Source organism: Burkholderia sp. WAC0059 (assembly GCF_002870125.1).
GTDB lineage: Bacteria > Pseudomonadota > Gammaproteobacteria > Burkholderiales > Burkholderiaceae > Paraburkholderia.
Map to the genome: position 1 here is coordinate 16,877 of NZ_PNEO01000025.1, position 15,497 is coordinate 32,373.

15 protein-coding genes and 2 tRNA genes are annotated in these 15,497 nt (G+C 61.3%); 10 read left to right on the forward strand and 7 right to left on the reverse strand.

Going from position 1 to position 15,497, the window contains the following annotated elements:
* Positions 1-7 precede the first annotated feature (7 nt).
* From gmk to CY652_RS21160, 3 genes are all read left to right on the forward strand, one after another.
* The gene (gene gmk / locus CY652_RS21150; protein ID WP_102132682.1) at positions 8-709 is read left to right on the forward strand and encodes a guanylate kinase; all 702 of its coding nucleotides are present in this window, start codon (positions 8-10) and stop codon (positions 707-709) included.
* A gap of 38 nt (positions 710-747) precedes the next feature.
* Positions 748-951: a DNA-directed RNA polymerase subunit omega gene (gene rpoZ, locus CY652_RS21155; RefSeq protein ID WP_102132683.1), complete on the forward strand. Its 204-nt coding sequence runs from the start codon at positions 748-750 to the stop codon at positions 949-951.
* Positions 952-1,064: 113 nt separating this feature from the next.
* On the forward strand, positions 1,065-3,431 hold the full coding sequence (locus CY652_RS21160; RefSeq protein WP_102132684.1) for a RelA/SpoT family protein: 2,367 nt from the start codon (positions 1,065-1,067) through the stop codon (positions 3,429-3,431).
* Positions 3,432-3,522: 91 nt separating this feature from the next.
* On the opposite strand, the gene CY652_RS21165 is transcribed toward CY652_RS21160, so the two are convergent.
* Both CY652_RS21165 and CY652_RS21170 read right to left on the reverse strand, forming a co-directional pair.
* A tRNA-Arg gene (locus tag CY652_RS21165) sits at positions 3,523-3,599 on the reverse strand.
* A 97-nt stretch (positions 3,600-3,696) separates the two neighbouring features.
* Positions 3,697-3,773, reverse strand: a tRNA-Arg gene (locus CY652_RS21170).
* 117 nt (positions 3,774-3,890) lie between these two features.
* Here CY652_RS21170 and greB point away from each other — a divergent pair.
* The gene (gene greB / locus CY652_RS21175; RefSeq protein ID WP_102132685.1) at positions 3,891-4,457 is read left to right on the forward strand and encodes a transcription elongation factor GreB; all 567 of its coding nucleotides are present in this window, start codon (positions 3,891-3,893) and stop codon (positions 4,455-4,457) included.
* Positions 4,458-4,572: 115 nt separating this feature from the next.
* Here greB and CY652_RS21180 read toward each other — a convergent pair whose 3' ends face one another.
* Positions 4,573-5,730 (reverse strand): porin, encoded by a 1,158-nt coding sequence (locus CY652_RS21180; protein ID WP_102132686.1) that lies wholly within the window; start codon positions 5,728-5,730, stop codon positions 4,573-4,575.
* A 583-nt stretch (positions 5,731-6,313) separates the two neighbouring features.
* Positions 6,314-6,502, reverse strand: a complete 189-nt coding sequence (locus CY652_RS21185) for a hypothetical protein (protein WP_374703686.1) — start codon at positions 6,500-6,502, stop codon at positions 6,314-6,316.
* A 406-nt stretch (positions 6,503-6,908) separates the two neighbouring features.
* On the opposite strand from CY652_RS21185, the gene CY652_RS21190 reads away from it, so the two are divergent.
* Positions 6,909-7,112, forward strand: coding sequence for a cold-shock protein (locus tag CY652_RS21190; RefSeq protein WP_102132687.1), 204 nt, complete (start codon positions 6,909-6,911; stop codon positions 7,110-7,112).
* A gap of 185 nt (positions 7,113-7,297) precedes the next feature.
* Positions 7,298-8,443 (forward strand): exonuclease domain-containing protein, encoded by a 1,146-nt coding sequence (locus CY652_RS21195; RefSeq protein WP_102132688.1) that lies wholly within the window; start codon positions 7,298-7,300, stop codon positions 8,441-8,443.
* A gap of 36 nt (positions 8,444-8,479) precedes the next feature.
* Here the strand turns inward: CY652_RS21195 and CY652_RS21200 are convergent, their stop codons facing one another.
* Together CY652_RS21200 and CY652_RS24590 are read right to left on the reverse strand one after the other, a co-directional pair.
* A complete protein-coding gene (locus tag CY652_RS21200; protein WP_102132689.1) occupies positions 8,480-9,070 on the reverse strand; it encodes a chorismate mutase in 591 nt (196 codons plus the stop codon).
* Positions 9,071-9,295: 225 nt separating this feature from the next.
* Positions 9,296-9,445, reverse strand: a complete 150-nt coding sequence (locus CY652_RS24590) for a hypothetical protein (protein ID WP_180970712.1) — start codon at positions 9,443-9,445, stop codon at positions 9,296-9,298.
* A 663-nt stretch (positions 9,446-10,108) separates the two neighbouring features.
* Between CY652_RS24590 and CY652_RS21210 the strand changes: the two genes are divergently transcribed.
* Entirely contained in the window at positions 10,109-11,497 is a 1,389-nt protein-coding gene (locus CY652_RS21210; RefSeq protein WP_102132690.1) for a tyrosine-type recombinase/integrase, read from the forward strand.
* A gap of 173 nt (positions 11,498-11,670) precedes the next feature.
* On the opposite strand, the gene CY652_RS24595 is transcribed toward CY652_RS21210, so the two are convergent.
* Positions 11,671-11,904 (reverse strand): hypothetical protein, encoded by a 234-nt coding sequence (locus CY652_RS24595; protein WP_180970717.1) that lies wholly within the window; start codon positions 11,902-11,904, stop codon positions 11,671-11,673.
* On the opposite strand from CY652_RS24595, the gene CY652_RS21215 reads away from it, so the two are divergent.
* The 3 genes from CY652_RS21215 (at position 11,897) to CY652_RS21225 (ending at position 15,490) form a co-directional block, all read left to right on the forward strand.
* Positions 11,897-12,754, forward strand: a complete 858-nt coding sequence (locus CY652_RS21215) for an OmpP1/FadL family transporter (RefSeq protein WP_258002397.1) — start codon at positions 11,897-11,899, stop codon at positions 12,752-12,754. The two genes, CY652_RS24595 and CY652_RS21215, sit on opposite strands and share 8 nt — an antisense overlap.
* Positions 12,755-12,944: 190 nt before the next feature.
* The gene (locus CY652_RS21220) at positions 12,945-14,153 is read left to right on the forward strand and encodes an NAD(P)/FAD-dependent oxidoreductase (RefSeq protein WP_102132692.1); all 1,209 of its coding nucleotides are present in this window, start codon (positions 12,945-12,947) and stop codon (positions 14,151-14,153) included.
* 32 nt (positions 14,154-14,185) lie between these two features.
* The gene (locus CY652_RS21225; RefSeq protein WP_102132729.1) at positions 14,186-15,490 is read left to right on the forward strand and encodes an aromatic ring-hydroxylating oxygenase subunit alpha; all 1,305 of its coding nucleotides are present in this window, start codon (positions 14,186-14,188) and stop codon (positions 15,488-15,490) included.
* The last annotated feature ends 7 nt before the right edge of the window (positions 15,491-15,497 follow it).

Here is a 15,497-nt window from a genome sequence, read left to right on the forward strand (position 1 = left end):
ACGAACGATGACCGTAGAGACGAGCGAAAGCGGCAAGCCGCAGAGTCCCAATCCGTACGCGGGCGTCTATCCCGGCAACCTCTTCATGGTGGTGGCGCCCTCGGGCGCGGGCAAGTCCACGCTCGTGAACGCGCTGCTTTCGGAGGACCGCGCGATTCGCCTGTCGATTTCGTACACGACGCGCGCGCCGCGTCCGAAGGAGCGCGACGGCGAGCACTATCACTTCACGACGGCCGACGACTTTCTCGCGCGCCACGCGCGGGGCGAGTTTCTCGAGAGCGCGGAGGTGCACGGCAACTACTATGGGACTTCGCGTCTGTGGATCGAGGAGCAGATGAAAAACGGCCACGACGTGCTGCTCGAAATCGACTGGCAGGGCGCGCAGCAGGTCCGGAAGCAGTTTCGCAACGCGGTCGGCATCTTCATCCTGCCGCCGTCGCTCGAGGCGCTCGAGGAGCGGCTGAAGAAGCGCGGCCAGGACGAGCCGAACGTCATCACGCGACGCCTGCTCGCGGCCGGCAGCGAGATGGCGCACGCGAGCGAGGCCGAGTACGTCGTCATCAACGAGCACTTCGATACGGCGCTCGACGAATTGCGCCGCGTCGTCGCCGCGACGCGACTGCGCTTCGTTTCGCAATACGCGCGTCATACGGCGCTTTTCGTGCAGCTCGGCATTCACCTGCCTCAGTCCGGCGCATCGGGCACATAAGGTAGAATAGGAACGTATTGAGAAAGAAGGAAACCGACATGGCCCGCATCACCGTCGAAGATTGCCTGAAACAGATTCCGAACCGTTTCGAGTTGGCGCTTGCCGCGACCTATCGCGCGCGTCAGCTCGCGCAAGGTCACACGCCGAAGCTCGAAAGTCGCGACAAACCCACGGTGGTCGCGCTGCGCGAAATCGCGGCGGGCCAGGTCGGCGTGGAAATGCTGAAGAAGGTGCCCGTTTAAACCTGCTTGATATGCGCTGCCGCACCTCGTGCGTTTCAGCGTCTGCCATGTAGTTTATCGCGTGTGCAGTCGGATCGCGCCTGGTCGACGGTTGACCTGATACGGAGGCGAACATGAGTACCACCCCCTCGCCGGCCGCCACGGAAGTGGACCAGGAAGCCGAGACCGTCGCGCCTGCACGCAACTATATCGACGCGGTCCTCGAACAGTCGTTCCGGCATCTGTTCGGGCCGACCGCGACGCCGGAGCAGCCTCGCAAGCACGGCGTCGTCTCCATCGCCAGTCTGACCGCCGCCCTCGCCGGCTATCTGTCGCCGGACGAGATCAAGGAGGTCAAGGCCGCCTTCCATTTCAGCGACGAGGCCCACCTCGGCCAGTATCGCCAGAGCGGCGAACCCTACATCACTCATCCCGTCGCCGTCGCGGAAATCTGCGCCGGCTGGAAGCTCGACGCCCAGGCCATCATGGCCGCGCTGCTGCACGACGTGATGGAGGATCAGGGCGTGACCAAGGCGGAGCTTGCCGAACGCTTTGGCCCCAAGGTCGCGGAACTGGTGGACGGTTTGTCGAAACTCGACAAGATGGAGTTTCGCAACCGCGAGGAGGCGCAGGCCGAAAACTTCCGCAAGATGCTGCTCGCGATGGCGCGCGACGTGCGCGTGATCCTCGTGAAGCTCGCGGACCGTCTGCACAACATGCGCACGCTCGGCGCGGTGCCGATGGAAAAGCGCCGCCGCGTCGCGCGCGAAACGCTCGACATCTATGCGCCGATCGCTCACCGGCTCGGCCTGAACAACACCTACCGCGAGCTGCAGGATCTGAGCTTCGCGAACTTCAATCCGCACCGCTACGCGACACTCGAAAAGGCGGTGAAATCGGCGCGCGGCAATCGCCGCGAGGTGGTCGGCAAGATTCTCGAATCGGTGCAGCGCGCCATCGCGGACGCGAAGCTCGACGCCGAAGTGACGGGGCGCGAGAAGACGATCTACAGCATCTACAAGAAGATGCGCGACAAGCAGTTGTCGTTCTCGCAGGTGCTCGACGTGTACGGCTTTCGCGTCGTCGTCGAGAGCGCGCTCGAATGCTATACGTGCATCGGCGCGCTGCATGCGCTCTACAAGCCCGTGCCGGGCAAGTTCAAGGATTACATCGCGATTCCGAAGGTGAACGGCTACCAGTCGCTGCATACGACGCTCGTGGGGCCGTTCGGCGCGCCGATCGAATTCCAGGTGCGCACGCGCAAGATGCACGAGATCGCCGAAGCGGGCGTGGCCGCGCACTGGCTCTACAAGAACGGCGGCGCCGATCTGAACGACGTGCAAAAGCGCGCGCACCAGTGGCTGAAGTCGCTGCTCGACATCCAGAGCGAGGCCGGCGATTCGAGCGAATTCCTCGAGCACGTGAAGATCGACCTGTTCCCGGACGCGGTCTACGTGTTCACGCCGAAGTCGAAGATCATGGCGCTGCCGCGCAGCGCCACGGCGCTCGACTTTGCCTACTCGATCCACAGCGACCTCGGCAACCAGTGCGTCGCCGTCAAGATCAACAACGAGCTGCTGCCGCTGCGAACCGAGCTCAAGAGCGGCGACATCGTCGAGGTCATCACGGCGCCGTATTCGAAGCCTAATCCCGCCTGGCTCGGCTTCGTGCGTACCGGCAAGGCGCGTTCGGCGATCCGTCACTACCTGAAGACGATGCGCCTGACCGAGTCGGTGCAGCTCGGCGAGCGGCTCGTCGAACAGTCGCTGAAGGGCTATGGCTACGTGCTGGCCGACGTGACGCCCGAGGTCTGGGACAAGCTCGTGCAGTGGACCGGCAACAAGGATCGTCAGGAAATTTTTGCCGACATCGGGCTCGGCCGCCGGGTCGCGGCCGTGATGGCCAAGCGCATCGAGGTGCTGATGAGCGGCCAGGATGCGGACGACGACGATCACCATGCGCGCGACGCCGCCCACGCGCCGCATGCGCCGCCCGTCGTCATTACCGGCACCGAGGGCATGTCGGTGCAACTGGCGGCGTGCTGCCGGCCGATTCCGGGTGACGACATCATGGGCTACATCGGCATCGGTCTCGGCATGGCGATTCACACCACCGATTGCCGCGTCGCGCAGCGCATTCACCGGCGCGATCCGGGTCGGTGGATCGACGTCGCCTGGGCGCCGCAGCCGGGACGGCTCTTCGACGTGGCCGTGAAGGTGCTGGTCAAGAACACGAAGGGCGTTTTCGCGCGCGTCGCCGCGGACATCACGTCGGCCGACGCGAACATCGTGCACATCGCGATGGACGAGGACCTGTCGCAGGAATCGAATTTGCTGCGCTTCGTTATCCAGGTCAGCGACCGCGTGCATCTCGCGAACGTGATGCGCCGCGTGCGGACCAATCCGGACGTCATGCGCATTGCGCGCGAGCGTCCGAGCGACGAGGGGCATCATCGGCATGATGGCGGCATGCGCATCGACCGCGAGCGCGCGGATTACTGATCCGTCCGGGCGGGACGACGAGTAGAGAAAGAGAAATCCGGGCCGAAAAGCAAAAGGCCTTCCTGATTGCTCAGGAAGGCCTTTTCACAGGTGGTGCGGCTGGCAGGATTCGAACCCACGACCCCTTGGTTCGTAGCCAAGTACTCTATCCAACTGAGCTACAGCCGCACGCTGAAGACGGGTTTCGCGCCTTTTCCGTATGGAGACGACCATTGTCGGGCGCGAAATAAAAGGGCCTTCCGGATGAGGAAGGCCCTCGAAAAAATGGTGCGGCTGGCAGGATTCGAACCCACGACCCCTTGGTTCGTAGCCAAGTACTCTATCCAACTGAGCTACAGCCGCACGCAGAAACGGGATTATAGCAAAGCTGTGAAAAAAGGGAAGATGAGGGCGGCGATTTGCCGGACGAGAGGCTTCGTGTAACCTGTGAAGCAGTTATGTATTGTTGCCATTTCGATCATGAACAAGGCTTTTGTCAAGGAGTCGTCCGATGAGGGCGACGACGACCTCGATGTCGCCCAGCCCGAGATTCCGGCGGGTGCGAAGAACTACATCACCCCGGCCGGCTATCAGCGCATGCGGGCCGAACTGCTGCACCTGATCGACGACGAGCGGCCCGAGGTCGTCAGGCTCGTGTCGTGGGCCGCGTCGAACGGAGATCGCTCCGAGAACGGCGACTATATTTACGGCAAGCGCCGGCTACGCGAAATCGACCGGCGGATCCGCTTTCTGACCAAACGCCTCGATCTGGCCGAAGTCGTCGACAGCAGCCGTCAGGAGAACGTCGATCAGGTGTTTTTCGGGGCGACGGTCGAGTACGGGAGCGAGGACGGAGAAACGCATACGGTGACGATCGTCGGCGTGGACGAAGTGGATCTCGACCACGGGTGCGTAAGCTGGATTTCTCCCGTCGCGCGCGCCTTGCTGAAGGCGAAGATCGGCGATCAGGTCACGCTGCATACGCCGGCCGGCCCGGAAGCGATCGACGTGCTCGACGTTCTCTATCCGCCGGCATCGGGCGGGTAGGCCGCGGGGAGGCGGCCGGAGCGGGACCGATTCCCCGCCCCGATCCTGGCCGGGGCGGGAATAAAAAAGGCGCCGCAAGCGGCGCCTTTTGCTACTGCATCAAGCCTTGTGGGGCTTAGAAGCGGTGACGCATACCGATCGTCACAGCGACCTGGCTTTGAGCCGGATCGGCACCGCCGTTCGACGGGGTCGACAGACCGTTGATCCACGGAGCCAGACCAGCGCTGTTGCTGCTGATGTGCTGGTATTCGCCCTGGACGTACACGTCGGTACGACGCGACAGGAAGTAGTCAGCCTGCAGGTTGACCTGGTTCCAGTTCGGCGAGATTTCGCCGAGGTTGCCGCGGGTGTACACGTACGAACCGTTCAGGCTCAGGGCCGGGGTCAGCGCGTAGCGGATGTTGCCTTCAAAGTTCTGGAAGCGGGCGCTGTCGCCTTCGGCGAGGCCAGCCACGGCCAGACCGTGGATCGGATCCGTGCCAGCACCACCCACGCCGCTCAGGTTCGTCTGCGTGTAGACGAAGCCGACCGTCGCCGGGCCGAACGTGTAGTTCAGGCCGCCACCGAACGTGCGTTGACGCGCCGCGACGAAGCTGCCGTCGCCAGCGATCGAGCCCGACGAGGAAGCGCCGAAGTTCAGCGTGCTGTCCGGGTTGTTGTTCAGTTGCAGGTAACCGGCAGCAGCCTTCAAGCCGCCGTAGGTGTACGACGCGCCGAAGCTGTACGAGCGGTCGGTGTCGAAGCCGTCGGCGTTGTTCGAGAAGCCATACAGGCCGCCGAACTGGAAGCCGGCGTAGTTGACGCTCGTGTACTTGATCGTGTTGTCAAGACGGAACGAGTTGTTCAGGTTGTCGTTGTCGAACGGGTGGGCGAACTGCGTGTCCCAGGCCATCGACAGCGGAGCGACGTAGTCGACCACGCTATCGTATTGGCGACCGAGGGTCACGGCACCGAACTGGTTGCTCGACAGGCCGACGAACGCTTGACGACCGAAGATACGGCTCGATTGACCGAGCTGGCCGTTGTTGATCGTGAAGCCGTTTTCCAAGGTGAAGATCGCCTTCAGACCACCGCCCAGATCTTCGGAACCGCGCAGACCCCAGCGGCTGCCGTTGATCGAACCGCTGGTTTCTTGCCAGTTGCTGTGGCCGCCCTGGTTGTTCGTGTAGGTGAGGCCTTCATCGATCAAGCCGTACAGCGTGACGCTGCTTTGCGCGTGCGCGGCCGTTGCAAAAACGCCCGTGAGGGCAGCGACCATGAGAGTCTTTTTCATCTTTGTAAACTCCGAGAACAGGATGGGTTTGGGTGAACCCAGGCTTGTGGAAACCGCCATGCGCACGCAACAAGAAGCAAAAACGCACATGCAACGTATTGGTCCGGCAAGCGTGTCGGTTTCCGGACAGGCAAAGTTTAGAGACGGCTTACTGGAGCGGGGATTTCAATTTAAGCAATAAAGTGTTGTGTAATTTGAAATTGTTGACCGATGCCCCGAAAGCCTTGCTGGTGAAGGGTTTGGCGGGGGCGGGCTTTCTGGGGCCGCAGGTGTCAACCGGAATACCGTTGTGCGATTGCTACAGCCCGTAGGCCATGGAAGCCGCTTTGCGCAAGCCTCTCCGGTTTTTCAGGCTATTTGTCCGCCCGGTGTTGGGCGTGGGGGCAAAGAAAACGGATTGTACCGTGCGGTCCTGGCTGATTTCCAGGGCCGGATTGCATTTCGGGGATTGTCGGGGTGGCTTTTCGCTGCCGGAAAAGCGGACTGACGGTCGGCGCGATGAGCGCGCTCTATATAGATACGGCTATGGCGGTATCTGCCGGGTGAGGGGGCGTGCTCCGGCGGGTCCGGAGTCCGCCTGCGATCAGAGGCTCCAATCTTCCATGACGTAGTGCCGCGCATCCATCGGGCAGCTCAGCAGATTTTGCCAATGGTTGCCGTGCGGGATGAAGTCGAACGTGGTTGCTGACTCGGCGGAACCGACCGTCGGGACGGTTGCGGAATGGTCGGATTGAAAGAGCCAGGCGGCAAGGCGTTGCAGGCCGGTCATCATGATTTTCTCCTGAAGCAGGCTGACGCAATAAATCATGAATTACGAATATTGCGCAGACAACCGGGGGAAATACTTACGCTTGACACTAATTGTTACATATCGGGAAAAATTCCTCGGCTTGCTAATCGCGGAACATATTCTGGTAAAAATGACGCGGCGGGGCCGGTAATTTTATCTGTCTTGTTTAATGCGGTTTTCAGCATGCCTTTGCTTTTCGCATAAACGGGAAAGCTGCTATAAAAAATTCGCTTGACGGTCGATTTGGGTTCCCTCTATAAAACGATGGTGCCGGTTCCACGGCGCCCTGGGAGTCCGCCGACGGCAGGCACCAGGGCTGGCTGGCGGAGATCGGTCGTCAGTGCATGGGTGATGCGTGCGTCATTAAAATTTCGAGGGAAACTGGATTATGGAAACCGGCATTGTCAAATGGTTTAACGACGCGAAGGGATTTGGTTTCATTACGTCCGATGTTGGCGGAGACGATCTGTTTGCGCATTTTTCAGAAATTCGTAGCGAGGGGTTCAAGTCTCTAAAGGAAAACCAGCGCGTTTCGTTCGATGTCAAGGTCGGACCGAAGGGCAAGCAGGCCGCGAACATTCAGCCGATATAACCGATGACTGGATGATTGGCGGCCCCACTGGAAAAACCCCGCATTGGCGGGGTTTTTATTTTGTCGGCTCCGGGAACGGTAGTCGGGATGCGGTTCGATTGTGGCTGCGAGATCGTGGCGACGCGGCGAACTGATGCATACTTGACCCGGTTCCGTTCGCCTGTTTTCGCTTTTATTTCCCATCCATGTCCGAAGCGCCTTTGCCTGTCTGTACCGAGCCGATTGTCGACGGTCCTGTTGTGTTCGTCGATCTCGAAACGACCGGCGGGCTTGCCGGCGAGCATCGCATTACCGAGGTCGGGGTGGTCGAGGTCGCGGACGGGCAGGTGTCGCAATGGAGCACGCTCGTCAATCCCCGGCAGCCGATTCCGCCTTTCATCCAGCAGTTGACCGGCATTACCGACGAGATGGTGTGTGACGCGCCGACTTTCGACGAAATCGCCCCGTCCCTGTTCGAACGGCTCTCGGGCCGGCTGTTCGTTGCTCATAACGCAAACTTCGATCGCGGGTTCCTGCGCGCCGAATTCGAGCGGATCGGGCTTTCGTTTCATCCGGACATGCTCTGCACCGTGCGTCTTTCGCGCGCGCTGTTTCCGTCCGAGAAGCGGCACGGCCTCGACGCGCTGGTCGAGCGCCATGCGCTGGTTCCGTCCGGCCGCCATCGGGCGCTCGCGGACGCCGACCTGCTGTGGCAGTTCTGGCGGCGCCTGCCCGCGCTCGTGCCGCCGGCTGTATTGCGCGCGCAAGTCGAGCGCACCGTGCGCCGCTATCGTCTCGCGGGAGAAATCACCGGCGATCTGATCGAAGCCGCGCCGGCGGGACACGGCGTCTACGTTCTCTATGGCGAGAACGACGCCCCCCTTTATGTCGGCCGAAGCGTGCGCGTTCGTCAGCGGCTGCGCGCCCTGTTTGCCGGCGAGCGCCGCTCGGCGCGCGAACTGCGCCTGGCCGGGCAGGTGCTGCGAATCGAATGGCAGGCGACCGGCGGCGAGCTCGGCGCGCTGCTGGTCGAAGCGCAATGGATCGAAAAGCTGCGTCCCGCGTTCAACCGTCTGCCGCGCCGGGTAAAGGGCGAGCCGTCGACGGCGCCCTGGCCTTTCGACGGCGCCGTGCTGTTCGAGCAGACGGACGAGGCGACCGGCGAGCGGGCGTTTCACGTGATCGACGGCTGGCGCTACGCCGGGCAGGCGTCGACGAGGACCGAAGCAGCCGCGCTGGTGTTCGGGCGCGGCGCGGGCGCCTTCGAGCCGGCGACCTGGCGGATTCTGCAGACGCACCTTGCGCGCGGACTGCGTTTGCTCCCGGTCGAGCGTACCGCGCCCGCCATCTGATCATCTCCGGCGCGCCGCCGCCCGGCGGCGACGTCGTTACGCCGTGCCGCCGACGCCGCCCGATTCGCAGACGTGCTCGAGCGCCTGCGTCAGCGCAGTGGTGCGAGCGTCGTCATAGCGGGTCAGTTGTTTCCAGTTCTCGATGCCCTGGGCCACAAGCACCGGGCAGTCGGGGCTCGCGCGCAGCGGCTGCACGCGAACGAGCCCGACGATCAGTTGCCGGTCCAGCCGGTCGAATTGAGGCCGGGTGCTGTGGACGAGATCGGGGGCCGATCCGGTTGGCGGAGCGGTTTTCCAGGCGTCGAAGAGCTCGCTTTGCACGCTCTTGCTGGCGTCGATCTGGTCCTGGAAAAAGGCTTGCACGAATGACAGATCGAGGTCGGCCGCCGTGCCGCGCTTCCGCATGTCGGCGAGCAGCGCCTGCTCGCGCGACGTATCGCTGACGGGCCGGTGGTTGACCCATTTCCAGTGCGCAACCGGTTCGGCGAGCGCAAGTCGTTGCGAGGCGAGGGCGATCAGATTGGTGAGCGCGGTATCGTCGTCGTCGTCGGCATGGGCCAGCGGGCCGTGCGAGAGGCCGAACGACAGGGCGGCACAGGCGAGCGCCGCGCGAAAAACGGATTTCATCGGGGATGATTCGAGGGGACGGCTATTGGCCCGACCAGGCGTCGCCGCGCAGCGCTGGCGATTGGCCGGGAGCGGCGGAAAGCGCGGGCGTAATCGGCATTCGCGGGCGGATTCTACTGGAAGAGGCGAGTCAGGCAAAAAATACCCGTCGGCGGCGGGCATTGCCGTCCGCCGCCACAGCGACTACGCATCGCACGTGCCCTGCTGCCGCGTGCAACGAAGCCGTCATTTCTGCTCGTGGGCCTTGTGCTGCTCGTCCAGAAAAGCCCGGACATGCGCGGGCAACTCGTCGCCGAGAAACTCGACGGCCGCCGGTTCCGGGTCCGGGCTGAAGACCTTGTCCGGCGTTGGAATCCTTGGGGGCTTCTCGTCCATGATCTTTCTCCTGTCGAATCCGATTATCGGGCCCGGCGTTCCCTTACGCCAACCTTCTGGCGTTGCAACAATGTATTCCAGGTTCGCGCGTTGCTTTAACCGCACACTGACATTTCAGGGAAAACGTCGGGGCCTATAATCAGCCGGTTGCTCCGTCTGCAAACAAGGGAGCATCGCCGTTCTTGCTTCTTTTGCCGGCGTTCCGCATTCGGTCGCGCGGTTGCGCTCTGGCTACGCAACCCGGGCAGCGACGCTCCCACCATTTCCTGTTTAACGGCTGTTCGTCGGGATAGTTGACGCCCCGATATCTGCTTTCCGGCGACGTGGGGCGATAAGCGTCCTGGGCTGCGCGGACTTTCGGGGGATGGGAACGGCGGAAGCGGCGGAAAAGAAAAAGCCCGTGCGGATATTGCACGGGCTTTCGAGATGATGCATGGTGCCGGAAAGAGGAATCGAACCCCCGACCTTCGCATTACGAATGCGAGTGTATTGGCACTCATTGGTGTTGATGACTATTCCTGTTTTAAATATTTTTCCTTTATAAACAATGGAATAGTTGATTTAGGTGGATTTATCAGGTTGACGGAAATTGATTGATTCCTCCAGAATCCGGTTACATGGTGGTTACATGGAAAGGCGTGTAACCGGTTCTTGGAGTGTCGAATGGCTAAGATCAACTTTACGGCGACACGGGTAGACGCGTACAAATGCCCGATCGACAAACAGCAGGCGTTTATCTGGGACAGCAAGGCTCCGGGGCTAGGGTTGCGCGCAACGAAGGGCGGTGCAAAGGCGTACGTCTTCCAGGGGAAACTGCACGGTGACACCGTGCGGGTCACGATTGGCGATCCACGGAACTGGACAATCGACCGGGCGCAGGAGCGGGCGCGTAGCCTGCAATGTCTCATCGATGACGGTATCGACCCGCGAGTGCAGGAAGCAGAGCAGCGTGTCGCCCTTGAGATGCGAAAAGCGGAGACTCGACGTCATCAGGTAACCGTTGGCGAGGCTTGGGCCAAATATCTTGACTATCTCCGAACGTCGATTTCCCCAAAAACTAAGCGTCCTCGGTCGGAGCGGTATATCGCTGACCATGAGGCATTCGCAGCGCCCGGAGGTCAGCCGAAGAAGCGTGGGAAGGGGCTGACCGTAGCGGGGCCTTTGGCGCCGCTGATGGTGCTGAACCTGTCAGCGTTGAGCGATCGATGCGTGACCGAGTGGCTGGCCGAGGAGGCGGATGAGCGCCCAACCAATGCGGCCCATGCGTTCCGGTTGCTCCGTGCATTTGTGCACTGGCTGGCCGGCGAAGACGACTACAAGGGCGTGGTATCAGCCGACACCTGCGATTCGCCCAAGGTGCAGGCGGTGTTGCCGGCGAGTAATACCAAGGACGGCGACTGCCTTCAGCGTGAACAGTTGGCAGGATGGTTCGCGGCCGTTCGCCAGATCGGTAACCCGATCATTGCGGCATATCTTCAAGGCTTGCTGCTGAATGGACCGCGCCGGAACGAACTGGCCGCATTACGCTGGGATGAAGTGGATTTCCGCTGGCACAGCGTGACGCTGGCTGACAAGGTTGAGGGCGCGCGGGTAATTCCGCTGACTCCGTACTTCGAATCGCTATTGCTGGAACTTTATCGCTTGAACAACACGCCACCAGACGAGGTGCAGTTCAAACGCATGAGGGAGAAAGGCGAAGAGTGGAAACCGTCGGAATGGGTGTTTGCCAGCCGGACGTCTGCCAGCGGTCACATTGAGGAGCCGCGTTTTCAGCACGCCAAGGCGCTGGAGGAGGCTGGTATCCCGCACGTCACCGTTCACGGCCTGCGTCGCTCGTTTGGCACATTGTCTGAATGGTGCGAGGTGCCAGTCGGCATTGTCGCCCAGATACAGGGTCATAAGCCCAGTGCGCTTGCGGAGAAACATTATCGCCGTCGTCCTCTCGATCTTCTGCGTCTCTGGCACAGGCGTATCGAGGCATGGATGCTTGAGCAGGCCGGGATCGACATTCAGTCAGCGCAGGAAGAACGACTAGCGCAGGCAGTAGCCTGATTCTCAGGGACGCAATGTCGTACTGTTCTGGTTTATATTAAAAAATTTATAACTATCAATAAGTTATGCTGCTCTATCTCTGAAAATTTTGTTCTGGCTACCTATCTAGCTACCCATTTGAGGCGCAATAGTGTGATTGTCCCAAGCCGTAGCTAGTCCCCTGGCTTGGGCTTCTACTCCTCCAATTCGATGTCGACGAACTTCAATTTGCCCTTGGGTAACTTGAGGACATCGGTTTTGGCTTCGCCGGCGTGCTGATCGGCGATGTGTCGCATGGCCAGTCCCGGCAGATAGGCAACGGATGGCGTGGGCACGCAGTACGGCACGGACAGCTTTCTGTCGCGGACGAGCACAAACGACGTCAGCACCGAACTGGATGTTTTTTCGCGACTGCTCGTGATGGACATTCCGTTTTCGGTCTCGTACAAGGTTACCGACAAGCTGACGGTCGGCGGATCGCTGGACGCGATCTGGACCTCCGAGAATCTGGGGCTGCTGCTCGATACGACGCAAATTGGCGCGCTGGCCGCACAGGGCCGCTTGGGCGGCGGGTTGTTGCCGGCCCTGATCGGTATTCCTCAGCTATCGGGTGGCTATCTGAACGTCAACAACGGGAAGATGGTCGAGGGCGCGGCGGACGCGTGGGGTATCGGTGGCCGGCTCGGTCTGACTTACCAGGTCGATCCGAAAACACGGCTGGGCCTTGCCTACCAGTTCAAGACCGATGTGGGCGATCTGTCAGGACCGTCCACACTGACCGCGGTGGCCGGCAATGACCCGCTACACGGAACGGTTCGGCCGCGTGACTTCCAGATGCCGGCGGCGCTCACGCTCGGCGTCAGCCGCGATTTCACGGACAAACTGTCGATTGCGGTGGATTATCAGCGGGTCTTCTGGCACGACGTGATGAAGAACATCCAGGTTGGCTTCACGCAGGCCAGCACGGGGCAGGCGTTAGGCCTGACATTGCCATTGAACTATCGCGACATCAATGTCTTTTCCATTGGCGGGCAATACCGGTACAACGCGAGCTGGACCTTCCGGAACGGTTTCAACTACGCGCAGGAGGCGACGCCAGGCATTGGCATGTTGGCGATTCTGCCCGCGACGCCGACGGCCAACGTGACGGCGGGGGTGTCGAACTTGTTCGATCAGAGCATGAAGGTCGATGGTGCACCGACCTACGCCTTTCCAAAGACGGTGACCAACGCGGGTCTGCCGAACACCAGCGTGCCGATCAGTGTGCGGATGTCATAGATCACTGCCGCCCTGGCTTTCACCCTGCGGTTCTGACGTGGCCGCGCGGAATGGCGGTGGTGCGCCGCAGCATCGAAAGATGCCGTCACGGGTTGACCTGTCCATTCAACAGCGTGACAATAAAAAGACGGACCAGTCTGTTTTTAACTGTGAAAGTCGAAGCATCTGGAATCAAGCGACAGGGATCAGAATGAACGAGGACATCAACAGGATCGTGATCGTCGGCGCGGGCCAGGCCGGGGCAACGGTGGCGTTCGGCCTGCGCCGCGGCGGCTTCGCCGGCGAGATCACGCTGGTGGGAGAGGAAACGCATTTGCCGTATGAGCGGCCGCAGTTGTCGAAGGAAATGCTCAGGCCGGAACCGGCGGCGCTTCGCTCCATCAAGACGCAGGGTGAATTCGAAGCGGGCGGGATCCAGCTGAGCCTCGGCCGCAGGGTGATCCGGGTAGACACGAACGATCGGCGAATCGAACTCGACAACGGGTCACCGCTCGCGTTCGACCGACTGGTGATCGCCACGGGGGTTAGCCCGCGCCAATTGCCCGGCGGCCCCCATGATCCGCACAGGGTACGGTATCTGCGCACTGTCGAAGACGCGGTCAATCTGCGCGCGGATCTGAAGGCCGGCAAGCCCGTCGTCATCGTGGGGGGCGGCGTGATCGGCCTGGAGGTGGCGGTGGCCGCGCGCGCGCTGGGTTGTCGGGTGACGGTGATCGAAACCTCAGATCGGCTGATGTCGCGAAGCATCGATGAGACCGTCTCGGATTATCTTGACCGCGCGCATCGAAATAATGGCGTGGACATTCGCTACGGGGTGAGCGCAACGGAACTGCTCGACGATGGATGGTTGAAGCTGTCGGACGGCAGCTGCATCGCGGCGGAAAGCGTGCTCGTCGGCATCGGCGTGACACCGAACGTCGTGGGGTTCGAAGACCTTGGTATTACCGATGCGTCGGGCGTGCGCGTGGATGCGCACGGTCAGACGGCTCTCCCTGGCATCTATGCGACCGGCGACATTGCTTCGCAACCGAATGGCGTCGGCTATGGACGAATCGAGACGTGGGCTAATGCGCAGGACCACGCACTAAATGTCGTCGCCAACCTGCTGGGCGACGCCGTACGCTATGAGGCACCGGTGTGGTTCTGGTCCGATCAGGGGCCGATAAACCTACAGGTTGTAGGGCACGCCACGCATGGCAAACGGGTGATTCGCGGCGACGCGGCTGGCGAAACGTTCAACGTCTTCTGGTTGAGCGACGACGATCGCGTCACTGGCTGCGCCACGGTCAATGCAGCGAAGGACATGGCAGTCGCACGCCGCTGGGTGAAACAGGGAAGTCGGGTCGACCCTAGGCAAATCGCCGATTCGGGTATTCCATTACGTCATTGTGCGCTGTGAACGCGCACGGTCAGAACCACGAGGATACGGTTATGGTTAGCGAGACGAAGTTGGTGGAGGTTAGCGAGAAGGACCTCCAGTTCCGGGTGGCCCGGGAGGCGTTTGTCAGCGAACAGATTCTGTTCGACGAATACGAGAAGATTTTCGACCGATGCTGGCTCTATGTCGGACACGTGTCGGAGTTCAGGAAGCCAGGGGATTTCGTCACCCGCACGATCGCGCGTCGCAATCTGCTGGTGACCATGGGCATGGATAGCAGGATCAACGCGTTTTTTAACACGTGTCCGCACCGTGGCGCCACGGTCTGCCGAGATCGCTCCGGCAACTCGAAGAACTTCCAGTGCTTCTATCACGGCTGGGTGTTCGGCTGCGACGGCAACCTGAAGAGTCAGCCGGGCAAGGATCGATATTGCGAGGACTTCATCGCCAGCGGTGCAGGCAACCTAGTGCCGGTGCCGAAGTTCGACATTTATGCCGGCTTCTGCTTCATCAGTTTCAATGCGGAGGTGGAACCGCTGCCCGACTATTTGGCGGGCGCGAAGGAATACCTCGACCTGGTGTCGAAGTATTCGGAGAGCGGCATGGCGATTTCCAGCGGCACGCAGGAATATGCGATTCGCGCGAACTGGAAGCTACTGGTGGAGAACAGCGTGGACGGCTATCACGCGGTCAGCACGCACGCGACCTACCTTGATTATCTGAAGAACACCAATGGCAGCCTGTCGAGCACGAAGCTCGAAGGCACGAGCTATGACCTCGGCAACGGTCACGCCGTGCTCGAGTACACCGCGCCTTGGGGCCGTCCGATTGCGTCCTGGGTACCGCTGTGGGGCGAGGAGGGCAAGAAGGAAATCGACGGCATCTATGCGCGCCTCGTCGAATTGCACGGCGAGGAGATGGCGGCTCGCATGGCGCACAAGAACCGCAATCTGCTGATTTTCCCGAACCTCGTCATCAACGACATCATGGCGATCACGGTGCGGACGTTCTATCCGCAGGCGCCCAACTACATGCTGATCAACGGCTGGTCGCTCGCGCCCAATGAAGAATCCGACTGGGCGAAGAAATTTCGGCTCAGTAACTTCCTCGAGTTTCTCGGGCCGGGCGGGTTTGCCACGCCGGACGACGTGGAGGCGCTGGAGTCGTGCCAGAACGGGTTCAACAACTACCGTCTCGTTCCGTGGAGCGACATCTCCAAGGGAATGGGTAAAGAGTCGACCAGCTACGACGACGAGCTGCAGATGCGCGCGTTCTGGACGCGATGGAATCAGTACATCAGCGAGTCGTCGCCGTCAAAGTCGAAGGTTCATCAAATCCTGCCGGAAACCGCTGCTTGAGGAGGGC

Excerpts from the sequence above, each read along its gene's own strand:
- gmk (WP_102132682.1), top strand. The coding sequence starts at position 8 with ATGACCGTAGAGACGAGCGAAAGCGGCAAGCCGCAGAGTCCCAATCCG.
- rpoZ (WP_102132683.1), top strand. The coding sequence starts at position 748 with ATGGCCCGCATCACCGTCGAAGATTGCCTGAAACAGATTCCGAACCGT.
- CY652_RS21160 (WP_102132684.1), top strand. The coding sequence starts at position 1,065 with ATGAGTACCACCCCCTCGCCGGCCGCCACGGAAGTGGACCAGGAAGCC.
- greB (WP_102132685.1), top strand. The coding sequence starts at position 3,891 with ATGAACAAGGCTTTTGTCAAGGAGTCGTCCGATGAGGGCGACGACGAC.
- CY652_RS21180 (WP_102132686.1), bottom strand. The coding sequence starts at position 5,730 with ATGAAAAAGACTCTCATGGTCGCTGCCCTCACGGGCGTTTTTGCAACG.
- CY652_RS21185 (WP_374703686.1), bottom strand. The coding sequence starts at position 6,502 with ATGATGACCGGCCTGCAACGCCTTGCCGCCTGGCTCTTTCAATCCGAC.
- CY652_RS21190 (WP_102132687.1), top strand. The coding sequence starts at position 6,909 with ATGGAAACCGGCATTGTCAAATGGTTTAACGACGCGAAGGGATTTGGT.
- CY652_RS21195 (WP_102132688.1), top strand. The coding sequence starts at position 7,298 with ATGTCCGAAGCGCCTTTGCCTGTCTGTACCGAGCCGATTGTCGACGGT.
- CY652_RS21200 (WP_102132689.1), bottom strand. The coding sequence starts at position 9,070 with ATGAAATCCGTTTTTCGCGCGGCGCTCGCCTGTGCCGCCCTGTCGTTC.
- CY652_RS24590 (WP_180970712.1), bottom strand. The coding sequence starts at position 9,445 with ATGGACGAGAAGCCCCCAAGGATTCCAACGCCGGACAAGGTCTTCAGC.
- CY652_RS21210 (WP_102132690.1), top strand. The coding sequence starts at position 10,109 with ATGGCTAAGATCAACTTTACGGCGACACGGGTAGACGCGTACAAATGC.
- CY652_RS21215 (WP_258002397.1), top strand. The coding sequence starts at position 11,897 with ATGGACATTCCGTTTTCGGTCTCGTACAAGGTTACCGACAAGCTGACG.
- CY652_RS24595 (WP_180970717.1), bottom strand. The coding sequence starts at position 11,904 with ATGTCCATCACGAGCAGTCGCGAAAAAACATCCAGTTCGGTGCTGACG.
- CY652_RS21220 (WP_102132692.1), top strand. The coding sequence starts at position 12,945 with ATGAACGAGGACATCAACAGGATCGTGATCGTCGGCGCGGGCCAGGCC.
- CY652_RS21225 (WP_102132729.1), top strand. The coding sequence starts at position 14,186 with ATGGTTAGCGAGACGAAGTTGGTGGAGGTTAGCGAGAAGGACCTCCAG.